The sequence below is a fragment of the Ruegeria sp. YTSC230 genome (assembly GCF_059609665.1).
Genome location: NZ_JBXWMC010000007.1, coordinates 118,717 through 135,506 on the forward strand (window position 1 = coordinate 118,717; position 16,790 = coordinate 135,506).

Annotated in this window: 16 protein-coding genes; 9 read left to right on the forward strand and 7 right to left on the reverse strand. The window is 59.0% G+C overall.

What is annotated here, in order from left to right; translation table 11 throughout:
- Positions 1-58 precede the first annotated feature (58 nt).
- Genes mreC through AC2FD9_RS15120 form a run of 5 tightly spaced genes read left to right on the forward strand, consistent with a single transcriptional unit; the run spans position 59 to position 5,520 of the window.
- Positions 59-961, forward strand: a complete 903-nt coding sequence (mreC, locus tag AC2FD9_RS15100) for a rod shape-determining protein MreC (RefSeq protein ID WP_108860807.1) — start codon at positions 59-61, stop codon at positions 959-961.
- Positions 954-1,490, forward strand: a complete 537-nt coding sequence (locus AC2FD9_RS15105; protein WP_282120150.1) for a rod shape-determining protein MreD — start codon at positions 954-956, stop codon at positions 1,488-1,490. The genes mreC and AC2FD9_RS15105 overlap by 8 nt, the downstream gene beginning before the upstream one ends.
- Positions 1,487-3,436 (forward strand): penicillin-binding protein 2, encoded by a 1,950-nt coding sequence (gene mrdA / locus AC2FD9_RS15110; protein ID WP_496837629.1) that lies wholly within the window; start codon positions 1,487-1,489, stop codon positions 3,434-3,436. The genes AC2FD9_RS15105 and mrdA overlap by 4 nt, the downstream gene beginning before the upstream one ends.
- A complete protein-coding gene (rodA, locus tag AC2FD9_RS15115) occupies positions 3,433-4,572 on the forward strand; it encodes a rod shape-determining protein RodA (RefSeq protein ID WP_058273483.1) in 1,140 nt (379 codons plus the stop codon). The genes mrdA and rodA overlap by 4 nt, the downstream gene beginning before the upstream one ends.
- 15 nt (positions 4,573-4,587) lie before the next feature.
- Positions 4,588-5,520, forward strand: a complete 933-nt coding sequence (locus AC2FD9_RS15120; RefSeq protein WP_496837631.1) for a 2-hydroxyacid dehydrogenase — start codon at positions 4,588-4,590, stop codon at positions 5,518-5,520.
- A gap of 5 nt (positions 5,521-5,525) precedes the next feature.
- Here the strand turns inward: AC2FD9_RS15120 and AC2FD9_RS15125 are convergent, their stop codons facing one another.
- From AC2FD9_RS15125 to AC2FD9_RS15150, 6 genes are all read right to left on the reverse strand, one after another.
- A complete protein-coding gene (locus tag AC2FD9_RS15125; RefSeq protein WP_496837633.1) occupies positions 5,526-7,541 on the reverse strand; it encodes a M3 family metallopeptidase in 2,016 nt (671 codons plus the stop codon).
- Between the two features lie 105 nt (positions 7,542-7,646).
- Positions 7,647-8,696: a HesA/MoeB/ThiF family protein gene (locus tag AC2FD9_RS15130; protein WP_496837635.1), complete on the reverse strand. Its 1,050-nt coding sequence runs from the start codon at positions 8,694-8,696 to the stop codon at positions 7,647-7,649.
- On the reverse strand, positions 8,696-9,151 hold the full coding sequence (dut, locus tag AC2FD9_RS15135) for a dUTP diphosphatase (RefSeq protein ID WP_496837636.1): 456 nt from the start codon (positions 9,149-9,151) through the stop codon (positions 8,696-8,698). The genes AC2FD9_RS15130 and dut overlap by 1 nt, the downstream gene beginning before the upstream one ends.
- A gap of 15 nt (positions 9,152-9,166) precedes the next feature.
- Positions 9,167-10,363, reverse strand: a complete 1,197-nt coding sequence (gene coaBC / locus AC2FD9_RS15140; protein WP_496837637.1) for a bifunctional phosphopantothenoylcysteine decarboxylase/phosphopantothenate--cysteine ligase CoaBC — start codon at positions 10,361-10,363, stop codon at positions 9,167-9,169.
- Between the two features lie 62 nt (positions 10,364-10,425).
- A complete protein-coding gene (locus AC2FD9_RS15145; protein ID WP_496837638.1) occupies positions 10,426-11,241 on the reverse strand; it encodes a ChaN family lipoprotein in 816 nt (271 codons plus the stop codon).
- On the reverse strand, positions 11,238-12,116 hold the full coding sequence (locus AC2FD9_RS15150) for an RNA polymerase factor sigma-32 (RefSeq protein WP_058273490.1): 879 nt from the start codon (positions 12,114-12,116) through the stop codon (positions 11,238-11,240). The genes AC2FD9_RS15145 and AC2FD9_RS15150 overlap by 4 nt, the downstream gene beginning before the upstream one ends.
- Before the next feature lie 49 nt (positions 12,117-12,165).
- Between AC2FD9_RS15150 and cobU the strand changes: the two genes are divergently transcribed.
- The 4 genes from cobU to AC2FD9_RS15170 are packed head-to-tail and all read left to right on the forward strand — an operon-like array spanning position 12,166 to position 15,817.
- Positions 12,166-12,738, forward strand: coding sequence for a bifunctional adenosylcobinamide kinase/adenosylcobinamide-phosphate guanylyltransferase (gene cobU, locus AC2FD9_RS15155; RefSeq protein WP_496698815.1), 573 nt, complete (start codon positions 12,166-12,168; stop codon positions 12,736-12,738).
- The gene (locus tag AC2FD9_RS15160) at positions 12,735-13,313 is read left to right on the forward strand and encodes a histidine phosphatase family protein (protein WP_496756376.1); all 579 of its coding nucleotides are present in this window, start codon (positions 12,735-12,737) and stop codon (positions 13,311-13,313) included. Before cobU ends, AC2FD9_RS15160 begins: the two co-directional genes overlap by 4 nt.
- 58 nt (positions 13,314-13,371) lie before the next feature.
- Positions 13,372-14,256, forward strand: a complete 885-nt coding sequence (locus AC2FD9_RS15165; protein ID WP_496837640.1) for a glutathione S-transferase — start codon at positions 13,372-13,374, stop codon at positions 14,254-14,256.
- 46 nt (positions 14,257-14,302) lie between these two features.
- Complete coding sequence (locus tag AC2FD9_RS15170) at positions 14,303-15,817, forward strand: YifB family Mg chelatase-like AAA ATPase (protein WP_496837642.1); 1,515 nt, start codon at positions 14,303-14,305, stop codon at positions 15,815-15,817.
- Here the strand turns inward: AC2FD9_RS15170 and gshB are convergent.
- Positions 15,814-16,746 carry a glutathione synthase gene (gene gshB / locus AC2FD9_RS15175; protein WP_496837644.1) on the reverse strand — a complete coding sequence of 311 codons (933 nt, stop codon included), beginning with the start codon at positions 16,744-16,746 and terminating at the stop codon, positions 15,814-15,816. The genes AC2FD9_RS15170 and gshB overlap by 4 nt on opposite strands.
- Between the last annotated feature and the right edge of the window lie 44 nt (positions 16,747-16,790).

Sequence of the window (16,790 nt, forward strand, 5' to 3'; positions counted from 1 at the left end):
GCGCGCACCCTTTACTACATTGGGTAAATTCGGCACGAGCAGCACGGGAAGGAGTCCTGTGGCAAAAGACCGATCACAGCGCGATGAATACACAACCCCCTTGCGCCGCCTGTTGCTGGGGATTGTTGTGTTGTGTCTGCTAGGCATCTTTCTGATCTGGCGGATCGACAGCCCGCGCGTGGAACGGTTTCGCGCACAGGTCGTGGACAGTGTTGTGCCGTCGATGGAATGGGCCATGGTTCCTGTCACCGCCGCCGTCAATCTGGTGCGCGATTTCCAAAGTTACCAACGGCTGAGTGATCAGAACCAGGAATTGCGCAGCGAATTGCGCATCATGCGCGCCTGGAAAGAGGCCGCGTTGCAGCTGGAGCAGGAAAATGCCCGGCTTCTGGACCTGAACAACGTGCGTCTTGATCCGCGCCTGACCTATATCACCGGGGTGGTCATGGCCGATAGCGGCTCGCCCTTCCGCCAGTCGGTCCTGCTGAACGTGGGTGAAAGGGATGGGATCAGGGACGGCTGGGCCACCATGGACGGGATTGGCGTCGTCGGGCGTATCTCGGGCGTTGGCCCCGACACCGCGCGTGTCATCCTGATGACAGATGCATCCAGTGCAATTCCTGCCACGATTCAACCGTCTGGCCAAACCGCTCTGATCACCGGCGACAACACGCAATCCCCGTCGGTGGAGTTTCTGGAAAACCGCGAACTGGTACGTCCCGGCGACCGTGTTGTAACCTCGGGTGATGGCGGCGTGTTCCCCGGAGGGTTGCTGATCGGGCAGATTACCGAAGACCCAGGCGGGCGTTTGCGGGTGCGTCTGTCCGCCGATTTCGAACGGCTAGAGTTCCTTCGCGTTCTGCGCTTCCACTTGGCCCCGGTGATCTCGGATCCTGGCGGCATCGTGGGTCCACGGCAACCCGAGGCTGCCCTGACCCCACCGGAGGTCGGCGATGGATAGGCAAACCTCTCATCTTTGGCTCAAACGCTGTTTGTACGTGTTTCTGGCGTTACTGATTATGTTCCTGCATCTTCTGCCTTTGGATACACAGCCGGACCGGTGGCCGTTTCCGGACATGCTTATTGCTTTAACGTTCGCCTGGGTTCTTCGCCGACCGGAATACGTTCCCATTTTTCTGGTTGCTGCGGTGATGCTGATGGCCGATTTGCTGCTGCAACGACCTCCGGGCCTGCTGGCAGCACTTGTGGTTTTGGGATCGTCGTATCTGCGCTCGGCCGCGCCCGGAATGCGCGACGCCGGGTTTATGGCTGAATGGACAACGGCCGCTGTGGTGATCGCGGGAATTTTCATATTGAACCGTGTCATTCTTGCTATTCTATCGGTACAGCAAGCAGCTTTGGGTCCTGTGGTGATACAAGTGGTTCTGACAATTGCGGTTTATCCTCTCGTCGTACTTCTCAGCCAGAATGTGCTTGGCGTTCGGCGCGTGTCAGTGTCGGACCCCGGCACAAGAGGGGCCAGGGCATGAAACAACGCAATCCCAAAGCGCAAGGATTGGCCTATAAACGCCTGCCGCGCCGCGCGTTGATCCTGGGTGGGTTGCAGACTGCGTTTATCGGCGGCCTGGCAGCGCGAATGCGCTTTATGCAAGTGGATCAGGCTGACGAGTACCGTCTGCTGGCCGAAGAAAACCGGATCAACATTCGCCTGATCCCGCCAACGCGCGGGCGCATCTATGACCGCAACGGCCAGATCATCGGACAAAACACGCAGTCCTATCGTATTGTTATGGTCCGCGAAGATGCGGGCGACGTCGACAAAGTCATCGCCAAACTTTCAGAGCTTATCCCGCTGACTCAGGAAGAGATTAATCGCGCCAAGACCGAGATGCGCCGTTCTGCCCCGTTCCTGCCAGTCACACTGGCCGATCAGGTCACGTGGGAGGATATCTCCAAGGTCGCTGTCAATGCGCCCGCCCTGCCCGGCGTTACGCCTGAGGTGGGCATGGCCCGTCAGTATCCCCGCTACGAGGATTTCGCTCATGTCGTTGGTTACGTCGGGCCGGTCAGTGACTATGATCTCAGCCTGATCGAAGATCCCGAACCGGTGCTGCGTATCCCCCGGTTCCAGATCGGCAAGGTCGGTCTGGAGTCCAAACAGGAAATCAGCCTGCGCGGAAAAGCTGGCGCAAAACGTGTCGAGGTCAACGCCACAGGCCGCATCATGCGCGAGCTTGACCGGCAAGAAGGCGAGGCAGGGGCCGATCTGCAATTGTCCGTTGATGCGGACCTGCAGCAATACGCCCAGGCGCGCCTGGCCGGTGAAAGCGCGGCTGCAGTCGTCATCGACTGCGAAACCGGGGATATCCGGGCCATCAGTTCTGCCCCCAGTTTCGACCCGAACCTGTTCGTGCGCGGGATATCGGTCGCGGATTACCGGGCATTGACTGAAAATAACTACCGCCCGCTGGCCAACAAGACGGTTCAGGGCACCTACCCGCCGGGTTCGACCTTCAAGATGATCACCGCTCTTGCCGCGCTTGAGGCCGGAGTTGTTGGCCCCGGCAACACCGTCTATTGCCCTGGGCACCTGAAGGTCGGTAGCCGCCGCTTCCACTGCTGGAAACGTGGCGGGCATGGGACAGTGGATCTCAATTTGTCGCTAAAGCGCAGCTGCGACGTCTACTATTACGATGTCGCGGTGCGTACCGGCATCGACAAAATCTCTGAAATGGCGCGCAAGTTCGGACTGGGCGTCAAGCACGACATCCCGATGTCAGCTGTCGCTGCCGGTTTGGCCCCCAATCAGGAATGGAAAGAGCGGGTCCATGGTGAAGGCTGGCTGGTAGGCGACACGGCGAATGCCTCGATCGGGCAAGGGTTCATGCTGGCCTCGCCCCTACAGCTTGCGGTCATGACGGCAAGGATTGCCACAGGCCGGGCCGTGAAGCCGCGTTTGGTGCGGTCCGTCAATGGCGTCGAGGAACCGTCAGGAGCAGGTGAGCCGCTGGACGTCAATCCGTACAACCTGAATCAGGTGCGCAAAGCGATGTTCTCGGTCTCAAACGACAGGGCTGGCACCGCCTATCGCAGCCGCATCATCAATGATGAATTCCGCATGGCCGGTAAGACAGGGACCAGCCAGGTGCGCAACATCACCAAGGCCGAACGCGCGGCTGGCGTAATCCGCAACGAAGACCTGCCGTGGGAACGGCGCGACCACGCGCTGTTCGTCAGCTATGCGCCGTACGACAATCCGAAATACGCCGTGGCAGTGGTGGTGGAACACGGCGGTGGCGGATCCAAGGCAGCGGCCCCGGTCGCGCGGGATATCATGCTGCAGGCTCTGTACAACGGCACCCCGCCGCTCGAGGCTTATCCGGTTGCAGATCGTGACCGCATCAAGGAACAACAAAAACGGCTTGAGGGCGACCGCCGCCCCAAAGCGCGACCTGATGAAAAGGACCGCGCATGAGCTATCTTGAGTACGCCGTCAAATCCACGCCAACAGGGTTTCGCAAGTTCCTCTACATGAACTGGCCGCTGACTTTGTTGCTGATCAGCGTCGCCAGCGCCGGATTCCTGATGCTGTACTCGGTCGCGGGCGGGTCCTGGATGCCCTGGGCCGAACCCCAGATTGAGCGGTTCGGACTGGGACTGACCGTTATGTTCATCATCGCGTTGGTACCGATCTGGTTCTGGCGCAACATGTCCGTCTTGGCCTATCTCGGCTCGATCGTTCTGCTAATTTTTGTGGAACTCTTCGGCACCATCGGCATGGGTGCGCAGCGTTGGATCGACCTTGGCTTCATGAGGCTCCAGCCTTCCGAAGTCATGAAGATTGCGCTGGTCATGGTTCTGGCCGCCTACTACGATTGGTTGCCGTCTCATAAGACATCGCGACCGCTCTGGGTGCTTATTCCGGTCATCCTGATCCTGATCCCTACGGCTATGGTTCTGAAACAACCCGATCTGGGCACCTCGATCCTGTTGTTAGCGGCGGGCGGGGGACTGATGTTCCTGGCTGGTGTGCACTGGGCTTATTTCGCCGCCGTTATCGCGGCAGTGGTCGGCTTGATTGCGACCGTGTTCAACAGTCGGGGCACCGAGTGGCAGTTGCTCAAGGATTATCAGTTCCGCCGAATAGACACTTTCCTTGATCCCTCCACCGATCCGCTGGGTGCAGGCTATCACATTACCCAGTCGAAAATTGCGCTGGGGTCAGGCGGCTGGAACGGGCGCGGGTTTATGCAAGGGACGCAGTCGCGCCTGAACTTTCTGCCCGAAAAGCACACGGACTTCATCTTTACCACGTTGGCCGAGGAATTCGGGTTTGTCGGAGGCATCACTTTGCTGACCCTTTACGCCCTGATTATTATCTTCTGCATGGTTACGGCTTTGGCGACAAAGGACCGGTTCTCATCCTTGGTCACCTTGGGGGTTGCGCTCAACTTCTTCCTGTTCTTTGCGGTCAATATGTCCATGGTCATGGGCCTTGCGCCGGTTGTGGGCGTGCCCCTGCCGATGGTCAGCTACGGCGGGTCCGCCATGCTGGTTCTGATGGCTGCCTTCGGCATTGTTCAAAGCGCGCATATTCACCGCCCTCGCTGAATTGAAAGGCCCTTCATGCCCGTCAACATCCTGTTTTCCGCGCGCCCTGAACAATGGCCGGAATATGAACCTCTGCTTACAAAAGGGTTGTCCTATACCGGTCTGGATTTCCGTCTGGCAACCGAGTTTGCGCCTGATCAAGTCGACTATGTTGTCTATGCACCGACAAGCGGGTTGCTGGATTTTTCACCCTATGCACGTTTGAAGGCGGTTCTGAGTCTTTGGGCAGGTGTTGAAAAAATCGCGGGCAACGAAACGCTGACCGTGCCATTGGCCCGGATGGTGGACCACGGGCTGATGCATGGCATGACCGAGTGGGTCGTCGGCCACGTGCTGCGCTATCACCTGGGCATGGACCGCTATATCACCGTGCAGGACGGCGTGTGGACGCCCGATGCCCCACCGCTTGCCAGCGAACGGAATGTGTGCGTGCTGGGCCTTGGTGCGTTGGGAGAAGCCGCAGCAACAGCGCTTGCCGCGCTGAATTTCAAAGTGACCGGTTGGAGCAGAACCGCAAAGGACATCCCCGGGGTAACGTGCCTGCATGGCGTTGAAGGTCTGCGCGCCGCGTTGTCCAGTGCCGAGATCGTTGTCCTGTTGCTGCCCGACACCCCCGCAACGGAAAACGCACTGAATGCGGACACTTTGGCCTTGTTGCCCAAAGGCGCTCGGATCATCAATCCCGGTCGCGGTCCATTGATCGATGACAACGCACTGCTGGCCGCACTGGATTCAGGACACATTGCCCACGCCACGTTAGACGTATTCCGCGTGGAACCCCTGCCGCCGGAACACCCGTATTGGGCGCATGCCAATGTGACCGTCACGCCGCATATCGCGTCGGAAACCCGTCCGACAACTGCGGCCCAAGTGATCTGCCAAAATATTATCCGAGGTGAGGTAGGCAAACCCTTCCTCCACCTCGTCGACCGCAATCTGGGCTACTGATCCGGTCAGGTCGCGATAAGCCCGCGACCTTTCAACAGCGCCTCGACCCCTGGCAAACGCCCGCGGAACGCCAGATACAGCTCCTCAGCTTCGCGCGAGCCGCCGGTAGACAGGATATTGTCCTCCAGTGCTTTGGCGCGCTCTGTGTCAAAGGCTCCCCCGGCTTCTTCGAAGGCCGCGAATGCGTCGGCATCCATGACCTCGGACCACATGTAGCTGTAATAGCCCGAGCTATAGCCATCGCCAGCGAAGACATGAGCAAAATGCGGTGTCGCGTGGCGCATACCGATGGCATGCGGCATATCGATACCATCAAGAACCTCGGCCTGTTTCGCCATCGGATCAGCTGGCGCTTCGCCTTGGTGGAACGCCAGATCGACCAAGGCTGAGGCTACGTATTCCACGGTCTGGAACCCCTGATCAAAATTCGCGGCCTTCAGAACTTTCTCAAGCATATCTTGCGGCATCGGTTCACCAGTTTCGGCATGGGTTGCAAATTCGGCCAGTACTTCGGGCACCTCCAGCCAGTGTTCATAAAGCTGGCTGGGAAGCTCTACGAAGTCACGCGCGACGCTGGTGCCAGAGATGCTTTCATAGGTCACGTTGGACAACATCTGGTGCAATGCGTGACCGAACTCGTGGAAAAGCGTGCGCGCATCGTCATAAGACAGCAGCGCCGGGTCGCCCTTGGCGAAGTTGCAAACGTTGATCACGACGGGGGCCTGTACCTCGGGGAACTTTGCCTGGCTCCGCATGGCGCTGCACCATGCGCCCGATCGTTTGGAACCCCGCGCGAAGTAGTCACCGATGAAAACAGCGATATGCTGCCCGTCGCGTGTTACGTCCCAAGCCCGGCAATCGGAGTGATAAAGCGGTACATCCAGCGGGGCAAACTCCAGCCCGAACAGCCGGTTGGCGCAGGAAAAGGCGGCCTCGATCATACGATCTAGCTGCAAGTACGGCTTCAGCGCAGCTTCATCCAAATCATGTTCAGCCTTGCGGCGCTTTTCGGCGTAGTAGCGCCAGTCCCACGCCTCTAACGGACCATTGACGCCATCTTCCTGCATCATCGCGGTCAAGGTTTCGGCGTCGGCGTCAGCCCTTGCCTTTGCCGGCCCCCAAACCTGCATCAGCAGATCGCGAACGCGGTTCGGCGTTCGGGCCATTTCGGTTTCCAGTTTGTAGTCCGCGAAACTGGAATATCCCAATAGCTTGGCACGTTCTTCGCGCAAGTTCAGGATCTCGGCCGCAATCTCGCGGTTGTCCGTTTCACCACCATTGGCACCACGCGCGGTCCAAGCCCGATACGCCTTCTCACGCAGATCGCGGCGCGGTGAGAATTGTAGGAACGGTACAATCAACGACCGCGACAGAGTGACGACAGGACCATCAGCACCCTTCTCTTCCCCGGCAGCGCGGGCTGCATCCACGACGAAACCCGGCAATCCTTCCAGATCATTCTCGGTCAAGTTCATGAACCATTCGCGCTCGTCCGCCAAAAGGTTCTGGGTGAAGGACGTCCCCAGCGTGGCAAGGCGCGACTTGATCTTTTGCATGCGGGTGTCATCATCGCCTTCCAAAGCCGAACCAGCGCGCACAAAACCGCGATGGGTCAGCATCAGAACGCGGGCCTGTTCATCGGTCAGGTCCAGTTGATCCTTGCGCGCCCACAGATCCGCCACCCGCTGGAACAGAGCTTTGTTAGACGAAATCCCCGAAAAGTGCGCCGAGAGTTTGGGCGAAAACGCGCGTTGCAGCTCTTGCCGTGCCGGGTTGCTGTCGGCACCCGAAACGGTGAAAAAGACAGACAGCACCTTGTCCATCTGCTCTCCGGCCGCCTCAAGTGCCTCGATTGTATTTGCAAAACTGGCTGGGTCGGAATTGTTGGCAATCGCGTCGATCTGCGCGTTATGGGCGGCCATCGCCTTGTCCAATGCAGGCGCAAAATCATCATCCGAAATCTCGGCAAATGGCGCGATTTCAAATGGAGTGGTCCAGGCGGACAGGATCGGGTTGGTCATGCGGATCTCCTTTGCTGGTCAAGCTAGGGAGGCGGGCCGAAATGGTCCAGAGGGGGTGCCCGCGATACAGCCGAAATCTATAGCCAATCTAGCACGACAGTAGGCTTACGCGTCGACTTCTCCGCAAATGGGGCAATCAGAGCGTCGGGCCAGGGTGATCTTGCGGCTTTCGCCATAGAGCGCGTCATAGATCAGCATTTCGGCGCGCAGAGCCTGCCCGGCCCCAGTGATCACCTTGATCGCCTCAACGGCCATCATCGACCCCACAACGCCGGGCAACGGACCAATAACCCCCGCTTCGGCACAGGAAGGGGCCAGACCGGAGGCCGGTGCCTCGGGGAAGATACACTGATAACAAGGCGCATCATTGGCGGGGTCAAAGACGCTCAGCTGACCTTCCCATTGCGACAGAGCACCTGAAATAAGCGGTTTTCCCAGTGCGACCGCAGTACGATTGGCCAAGTAGCGCGTGTCAAAATTGTCGGTACCGTCGAGGATCAGGTCGAAATCAGCGAACAGGTCTGCTGCAATCTCATCAGTCAGACGACGATGGTAGGGCAGAACAATCACGTTAGGGTTTTGCGCCTGCATGGCTTGCTGGGCCGAGAAAACCTTGGGCATGCCAATGTCGGCATCGCGATGGATCACTTGCCGTTGCAGATTGGCGTTTTCAACAATATCGTCGTCGATCACACCGATGGTGCCCACGCCAGCCGCCGCAAGGTACTGCAACGCCGGCGCACCAAGACCGCCCGCGCCGATAACCAGCACACGGGCCTGTTTCATCTTTTTCTGCCCCGGCCCGCCCAGTTCGCGCAGGACGATATGGCGGGCATACCGCTCCAGCTCGGTCTCAGAGAACTTGTCAGACTGCATCGCGGTTTCCTCGGCTGGCTGTGGCGCGGCACGGTTGCGCAGCGTTTTGAGCACCTTGCCATAACTCAACACCAAAACCGCGGCACCACCTAGGATCAACCACAAGGCTGCAGACCCGCCGGTTGCCTCGCGCAGCGGGTGCCCACCCGGCAACGTCAGTTGGATAACAAGTACTCCGATCAGCAAAACGCTGACCGACACAGAGCGAGCAGTTCGGGACACCCCCGCCACGTACCCAATGCCCCACAAAGCACCGGTAAGGATCAGAACCAGAAGCATTAGCCGCGTCCAGTCGAGCCAAAACCGCCTGCGCCGCGATCTGTGTCACTGAGCACCTCAACGGGTTCAAACGCAGCCTGCACGACTGGGGCGACGACCAGTTGCGCGATGCGTTCGCCATGCGCAATCTCAAAACTTTCCTGACCGGCGTTCAGCAGGATCACCCCCAGCGGGCCGCGATAGTCACTGTCGATCGTGCCGGGCGTATTAGGCAGGGTAATCCCGTATTTCAGCGCAAGTCCAGATCGGGGTCGTACCTGCACCTCGTAACCGTTTGGAATCTCGATCCGAAGCCCCGTGGGAATCAAAGCGCGCTGCCCCGGTTCCAACATGATCGAATTTCCATTCGGCAGATTCGCCCTGACATCCGCTCCCGCCGCGCCAGTCGTTTCATAAGCCGGCAAAGCGATGGCCGGATCGGCCCCGTCTTCGCGGATCACACGAATTGCTACCATCACTGCACCTCTTGTTCAGCTTGTCAGAGCGTCGGCGATCTTTTGCGCCAGACGTTGCGCCACTGCATCCTTGTCCATGCGCGGCCATTCTTCGGCCCCTTCGTCCGAGATCAGGGTGACCGCGTTTTCCGATCCCCCCATGATGCCCGTCGCAGGGCTGACATCATTGGCGACGATCCAATCACAGCCCTTGCGCGCGCGTTTCGCAGTGGCGTGTTCAAGCACGTTGTCAGTTTCTGCGGCAAAGCCAACCACCAACGTCGGCCGCCCCGCATCCAGCCTGGACACGCGTTTGAGGATGTCGGGGTTCTCAGCAAACTCCAGCAACGGAAGACCATCGCGGCTTTTCTTCAGCTTCTTGTCTGAAGCCGCCGCCATGCGCCAATCCGCAACCGCAGCAGCAAACACACCCGCATCTACCGGCAGTGCAGCGTCGACCGCGTCAGACATCTGCTGCGCGGTTTCCACGCGGATAACCTGCACCCCTTCGGGCGGTGAAACATCGGCAGGGCCGGTAACAAAAACCACATCAGCGCCCAGCGCAGACAACGCCCGTGCCACCGCGGTGCCCTGCGCGCCCGAGGACCGGTTGGCGATGTAGCGCACAGGGTCGATCGGTTCATGTGTCGGGCCGGAGGTGACCAGAATGCGCTTGCCCTTCAGGGGACCGTTGCCAAGTTGCGCCTCGACCGCGGCCACAATCTCAAGCGGCTCCGACATCCGGCCTGGGCCGTACTCTCCACAAGCCATGTCGCCTTCATTTGGGCCAACGAACCGAATACCATCTGCCTGCAGTTGCCTGAGATTGCGCTGTGTTGACGGATGGTCCCACATGCGGACATTCATCGCCGGTGCGCACAAAACCGGGGTATCTGTCGCCATCAGCAGGGTCGAGGCCAGATCGTTGGCTAGCCCAGCCGCCATCTTTCCCATCATGTCCGCCGTTGCCGGTGCGACCACGATCAGATCGGCGGACCTAGACAGCTGAATATGGCCCATCTCGGCCTCATCCGTCAGGTCGAACAGATCGCGATAAACCTTCTCTCCGGCCAGCGCCGACACCGACAACGGGGTCACGAACTCTTCGGCCGCGCCTGTCAGAACCGGTGTTACAGAGGCACCACGCTCTTTCAGCCGCCGGATCAGATCCAGCGACTTATAGGCCGCGATTCCAGCGCCGATGATTAGAAGAATGCGTTTCGATGCCAGCATATTTTGCCCTTCCCGTCCCGGTCGGCCCGACATTAGGCAAGGCCAACGGACAGTTCCAGCGGTTAATTCTGTGTCTCAAACGCCAGACAAGGGTCTTCACGTTCGATGCTGGGGCTGTCGATCACAACGTCGAACTCACCGTCAATGACGCCATTCTCGGACTGACCCAGCACGAAAACTTTCAAACCGGGGCGTAGCCGGGACAGAAAGGTTGGAATCCCTCTGTCCATACGGGCATGACCATTGCCAGTGATCACCGCAACCGGTCCACCGGTATCATCCACAGCGCGCAATATGGCCCTTGTCAGAACCGCGTCCCGCAACCTCTGGATTGCGACCAGTTGCGGCAGCGCAGTCTCTGGTATTGCGTTGCAATGGGCAGCGAGTTGATCAGCCTCACGCTCGACCTGCTCATCCTTCGGCAGTGGCACCGACAATCCATAACGGGCAGCATCAGCACCCAGAGCCGTCGCAGCGCCACGTTCCATTGCCGCGCGCGCCGCCGCGCGCGGAACCATGGCACCGTAAACCGGCGCGTCTGAGGCCTGAAAGACCGGGTAGTACATGCTAAGCGGCGGCCAGCCGGATTCGAGCCACTTCAGTATTCTGGCAAGCTCTTCCGGATCGGAAATGGCCTTGTCCGCCAATCTCTGAGCACCTTCTTCAGTCACCATTTCCCAGACAACCGCCGAGGGATTGATGGCCTTCAACGCCTCGGCCTGAATGATGTGGTGCTGCGGGTTGTCGTGAATTTCGCCTAATATGACGACGTCCGCAGACGTCATCGCAGACACAACGTCGTCGGGTATCAGCTCATCGGCATGGCCAGGGTTGGCCATAACCACCAGTGCACAAAGCAGAATCGCAAGATGTTTCATGCGATGAAGTGTTGCACCTCACGCGATTGGGCTTCAAGGTTCTTGCGCATTTTCACAAAAGCCGCAGCCTCAAGCTGACGCACGCGTTCTTTGGACAGGCTAAGTTCCTGCCCAAGGCTTTCCAGCGTTCGGGCGGGTTCGCGCAACTTGCGTTCGCGGACAATGAACCTCTCGCGATCATTCAAAGCCTGCATTGCCGTCACCAGCCATTCACGCAATTGCTGGGTATCGTGACTGTTTTCGACAGCTTCAGCGGCTTGTTCGCGCTCATCTTCCAGCGCGTCGATCCATTCCCGGCCGTCTTCATCTGCCGATTGAACGGCATTTAACGAGAAATCGGAGCCGGACAAACGACCTTCCATCATTTCCACGTCCCGCAACGGAACGCCGATCTCTGCGGCAATCATCTGATGCAATTGATGACGGTCAAGATCCATGCCATCGGACGCGGCCTCACGCTCTAGCCGGGCCTGCACACGTCGCATGTTGAAGAACAGGGATTTTTGCGAAGACGTGGACCCGGTGCGCACCATTGACCAGTTGCGCATCACATAGTCCTGAATGCTCGCCTTGATCCACCAGACCGCATAAGTCGAAAACCGCACGCCCCGGTCGGGGTCGAACTTGTCGGCGGCTTTCATCAAGCCTAACCCGGCTTCCTGGATCAGATCATTCATCGGCGCCCCATAGCGTTTGAACTTGGCCGCCATCGAAATGGCCAGCCGCATATAGGCCGTGATCAATCGGTGAAGGGCCTGTTCATCGCGGTCGTCCCGCCACGCATATGCCAACTTTAATTCGGTTTCCGCGTCCAGAAGCTCGGCTTTCATTGCCCTCCGGGACATCGAGAAGTCGTTCGCATTGTCCAGTGCCATTGAAATCTCCCCTTTTCACAGGCGCGGGCCGGGGTTGCTTTGCCGACCTATGAACGATACGCAAAACAAAACCGGGTGGATCACATGGAAGGTAATTATCGTGAGTCCGGATTTAACCTTTGTGTTGGGCGGCGCGGCCTCGGGCAAGTCGGCTTTTGCCGAACATCTTGTTGTTTCATCAGGAAAAAAGAGGGTTTATCTTGCAACATCACAAGTGTTTGATGACGAGATGCAAGATAAGGTCCAGCGCCATGTTTCCCAACGGGGCGAAGGCTGGAAGACGATCGAGGCACCGTTTGACCTTGGCCCGACATTGGCGGATTTGCCCCCGAACTCTGTCTGTCTGATCGACTGTGCCACCATGTGGCTGACCAATCACCTGCTTGCAGAAAACGATCTGGAACAGACGCAAAGCGCGCTTTTACAATCGCTACGCCTGTGTTCCGCACAGGTCGTCATCGTCTCGAACGAGGTTGGACAAGGGATCGTCCCTGACAACGCGCTGTCCCGCCGGTTTCGCGAAGCGCAGGGACGGCTGAACATCGCATTGGCCGCCGAAGCCGATCTGGTGGTGCAAGTCACGGCTGGCCTGCCGTTGGTATTGAAGGGGCGACTGGATTGACACGTCTGCATCTCGTGCGTCACGGCCCGACCCACGCCAAAACGATGGTTGGCTGGTCCGACCTGCCTGCTGACCTCAGCGATCGTGCCGCCGTTGCCCGGTTGCATGACCACCTGCCTGCGGACGCTATCTTTGTTTCCTCTGACCTGAGCCGAGCCGCCGATACTGCATCGGCCATTCAAGGCACACGGCGGCGGCTGCAACATCAGTCTGCGCTGCGCGAAATCAATTTCGGCACTTGGGAGCTGCGCGCCTTCAAAGAGATTGAGGCTGAAGACCCCGAACTTGCCTTTGCATATTGGGACAACCCCGGCGATGTGCGCCCCCTAAACGGGGAAAGCTGGAACGAGGTCCGCGAACGCGTCGACGCAGCCGTTGACCAATTGATCCAACAACACACAGGATGCGATCTGGTGGTCGTGGCGCATTTTGGCGTGATCCTAACCCAGGTCCAAAGGGCGCTCGACGTTGACGCGCAAGAGGCTTTTGGCCATCGCATCGACAACCTTTCGGTTACCGAAATCACGCATCACGGCGATCGCTGGTCTGTCGGACGGATCAATCATCTTCCGTGATGCAACCGCGCACAAATCACTGATTTACGGAATGGATCGGCCACGCCATCCTAGCCGCATGACTTTTGATTTGTTTATCGGAGACCGCCTGTTTTCCAGCTGGTCCATGCGCGGGTGGCTGATGCTGGAAAAGTTCGGCCTGCCCTATCGTTCCCACATGATCGGCCTCTATTCCGGCACCATGGCCGAGGATATGCAACCCCTCGCGCCGGCCCGCCTTGTCCCGGCCCTGCGATTGCCCGACGGCACCGTGGTTGGGGAAAGCCTGGCGATGGCGGAAACCCTTGCCGAGCTACATCCCGAAACGGGGCTTTGGCCCAAAGACCCCGCCGCGCGCGCCACCGCGCGGTGGCTATGTGCTGAAATGGTAGCTGGGTTTGGCGCATTGCGCGGGCAGTGTCCAATGCAGCTCAAGCAGTGCTGGCAGGGGTTCGCTCCGTCGACCGAAACACGCGCCGATCTTGCAAGGATCGAAACCTTGTGGGCCCATGCCCGTGATGTGTCAGGCGCGGACTCCGGTCCTTTGTTCGGCCACTATTCCCTTGCGGACGTGTTCTATACGCCGGTCGCGGCACGGATTATTGGCTATGGCTTGCCAGTCGCTGAGGCCAATCGCGAATACTGCCTTAATTTGCTGTCGGATGCTTCTGTCCGCCAGTGGCGTGCGATGGGGCTGACGGTCAACTACGACCCTTTTCCATACCCCGTGGACCTGCCATCCGAACCTTGGCCAATTGCCGGTTCTTCTCAGGCAAAAGCCGTGAACGGAAATATGTCAATCAACGACGCCTGCCCCTATTCCGGCAAAGCCATCACCGCAGTTCTTGAACTGAACGGCCAGCGTTGGGGGTTCTGCAACCAGTTTTGCCGTGACAAAACAGTCGCTGATCCCGGTGCCTGGCCAAAATTCACCGAGATGACCCGCGCCGTTAACGATTCTTAAACCGCAGCCGTGGCAGCAACGACCTGTTAACCAAAAAAGGTCATTCATGGTTGCCCGCGCCCACACTGTTGCTTTTCAAGGGGTCGATGCCCGCCCGGTCGAGGTGCAGTGCGCCGTCTCACCGGGCCTGCCCGCATTTTCCATCGTCGGGCTGCCCGACAAAGCCGTGTCGGAGGCGCGGGACCGCGTCCGCAGCGCGCTGAGCTCGATGGCCATCGCGTTGCCGTCAAAACGGATCACTATCAACCTGTCGCCTGCCGACCTACCCAAAGAAGGCAGCCATTTCGACCTGCCTATAGCTGTTGCATTGCTGTCCGCGTTAGAGATCATTCCGCGGGACGCCGCCGAAGGTTCGGTTTCGCTGGGCGAGTTATCTTTGGATGGCTCACTAGTGCCTGTGGTCGGTGCCCTACCCGCTGCAATGACTGCGGCGGCTGAGGATCGGGCCTTGCTCTGCCCCCGTGCCTCTAGTGCCGAGGCTGCTTGGGTTGATGCAACACAGGTGATCGGCGCTGGGTCGCTTGGGGACCTGGTGCGGCATTTCTCTGGCCAGTCTCCGCTATCCGCCGCACAGCCCGGCGAAGTCACACTTGAGCCCAGCGCGCGTGACCTGCGCGACGTCAAAGGGCAAGAACGTGCAAAGCGCGCCCTGGAAATCGCCGCAGCAGGTCGGCACCATCTGATCATGACCGGCACACCCGGTTCCGGCAAATCCATGCTGGCTGCACGCCTGCCCGGGATTTTACCGCCGCTGACACCGACCGAGGCGTTAGAAACTTCGATGATTCAGTCGTTGTGCGGGCTATTGGACGAAGGTGGGATCAGCCGCAGCCGCCCGTTTCGCGAACCTCATCACACGGCGTCCATGGCTGCGATCGTTGGTGGCGGCAGGGGGGCAAAGCCGGGCGAGATTTCACTGGCCCACAACGGCGTTCTGTTCATGGACGAGTTCCCGGAATTCCCACGCACGGTTCTAGAGACACTACGCCAGCCTATTGAAACTGGAGAGGTCATGGTCGCGCGTGCAAATGCCCATGTGAAATACCCCTGCCGGTTCATGCTGGTCGCGGCGGCCAACCCTTGCAAATGCGGCTACCTCACCGATCCCGGGCGCGCTTGTTCCCGCGCACCTGTTTGCGGAGAGGATTACCTGAGCCGAATCTCCGGGCCGTTGATGGACCGGTTTGATTTGCGGATTGAGGTGCCCCCGGTCAGATTCACCGATCTGGACCTACCACCCTCGGGTGACAGTTCCGCCACCGTTGCCGCGCGCGTCGAACAAGCCCGGTCGATTCAGGCAGAGCGGTTTTGCGATACACCGTCCACCCGTCAGAACGCCGATGTCGAGGGTAAATTGCTGGATGAAATCGCTGCCCCGGATGCTGAAGGCAAAGACCTGTTGCTGAAGGCAGCCGAGCGATTTGGCCTGTCTGCCCGCGCCTTTCACCGCATCCTGCGTGTAGCGCGTACTATCGCTGATCTGGACGGGGCGCCGGATGTCCGGCGCCTTCATATAGCCGAGGCGCTGAGCTTTCGTATCAGCGCCAAGGCGGCATCTTAAAGCTTGGCTTCAATCGCCTGCCAAATTTTTTCGGCGACGTTCACGCCGTTGAACCGCTCTAGCTCTTGAATGCCTGTTGGCGAGGTCACATTGATTTCCGTCAGGTAATCGCCGATCACGTCGATGCCGACAAATATCTGGCCTTTTTCCTTCAGCAGCGGTCCGATCGCGGCACAAATTTCCAGGTCGCGCTCGGACAGGCCAATCTTTTCGGGACGACCGCCTACATGCATGTTCGAACGTGTTTCGCCCGCGGCCGGTACGCGGTTGATCGCACCTACGGCTTCACCATCAACCAGAATCACACGTTTGTCGCCATTGCTGACATCCGGCAGGAATTTCTGAACAATCAAAGGCTCGCGCGAGAACCCGGTGAACAGCTCATGCAAAGACGTCAGGTTGCGATCATTCGCGTCCAACCGGAAAACTCCGGCACCGCCATTGCCATAAAGCGGTTTGAGGATGACGTCGCCGTGCTTTTCCTTGAACGCCTTGATGGTCTGCAGATCCCGCGCAATCGTTGTGGGCGGCGTCAGGTCCGGGAAATCCAGAACCAGTAGTTTTTCGGGGTAGTTCCGCACCCAGAACGGATCATTCACAACCAATACTTGCCCCTTTAGACGGTCCAGCAAGTGGGTCGATGTGATGTAATGCATGTCAAACGGCGGGTCCTGACGCAGCCAGATCACGTCGAACTCTGCCAGGTCCACTTCACGTTCGGGGCCAAGTTCCGCCGGATTGCCCGCCACCCGTTGAACTTTCATGTCCTGACCGCGCGCGGTGATCCGCCCCTCTTGATAGGCCAGCTGATCCGGGCTGTAGAAAAACAGCGTATGTCCGCGCGCCTGCGCCTCTTCGGCCAGACGGAATGAGCTGTCGGCATTGATATCCACGGCCCCGATTGGGTCCATCTGAAAGGCGATTTTCATGGCGTGTCCCTCAGTTTCACGCCAGATACATGGCCCAGCCACGT

Bases quoted from the DNA above. Each gene is read 5' to 3' on its own strand.
- AC2FD9_RS15125 (WP_496837633.1), bottom strand. From the start codon at position 7,541: ATGACCAACCCGATCCTGTCCGCCTGGACCACTCCATTTGAAATCGCG.
- mrdA (WP_496837629.1), top strand. From the start codon at position 1,487: ATGAAACAACGCAATCCCAAAGCGCAAGGATTGGCCTATAAACGCCTG.
- AC2FD9_RS15165 (WP_496837640.1), top strand. From the start codon at position 13,372: ATGACTTTTGATTTGTTTATCGGAGACCGCCTGTTTTCCAGCTGGTCC.
- AC2FD9_RS15130 (WP_496837635.1), bottom strand. From the start codon at position 8,696: ATGCTTCTGGTTCTGATCCTTACCGGTGCTTTGTGGGGCATTGGGTAC.
- AC2FD9_RS15145 (WP_496837638.1), bottom strand. From the start codon at position 11,241: ATGAAACATCTTGCGATTCTGCTTTGTGCACTGGTGGTTATGGCCAAC.
- AC2FD9_RS15170 (WP_496837642.1), top strand. From the start codon at position 14,303: ATGGTTGCCCGCGCCCACACTGTTGCTTTTCAAGGGGTCGATGCCCGC.
- AC2FD9_RS15150 (WP_058273490.1), bottom strand. From the start codon at position 12,116: ATGGCACTGGACAATGCGAACGACTTCTCGATGTCCCGGAGGGCAATG.
- rodA (WP_058273483.1), top strand. From the start codon at position 3,433: ATGAGCTATCTTGAGTACGCCGTCAAATCCACGCCAACAGGGTTTCGC.
- cobU (WP_496698815.1), top strand. From the start codon at position 12,166: ATGAACGATACGCAAAACAAAACCGGGTGGATCACATGGAAGGTAATT.
- coaBC (WP_496837637.1), bottom strand. From the start codon at position 10,363: ATGCTGGCATCGAAACGCATTCTTCTAATCATCGGCGCTGGAATCGCG.
- AC2FD9_RS15105 (WP_282120150.1), top strand. From the start codon at position 954: ATGGATAGGCAAACCTCTCATCTTTGGCTCAAACGCTGTTTGTACGTG.
- gshB (WP_496837644.1), bottom strand. From the start codon at position 16,746: ATGAAAATCGCCTTTCAGATGGACCCAATCGGGGCCGTGGATATCAAT.
- dut (WP_496837636.1), bottom strand. From the start codon at position 9,151: ATGGTAGCAATTCGTGTGATCCGCGAAGACGGGGCCGATCCGGCCATC.
- AC2FD9_RS15120 (WP_496837631.1), top strand. From the start codon at position 4,588: ATGCCCGTCAACATCCTGTTTTCCGCGCGCCCTGAACAATGGCCGGAA.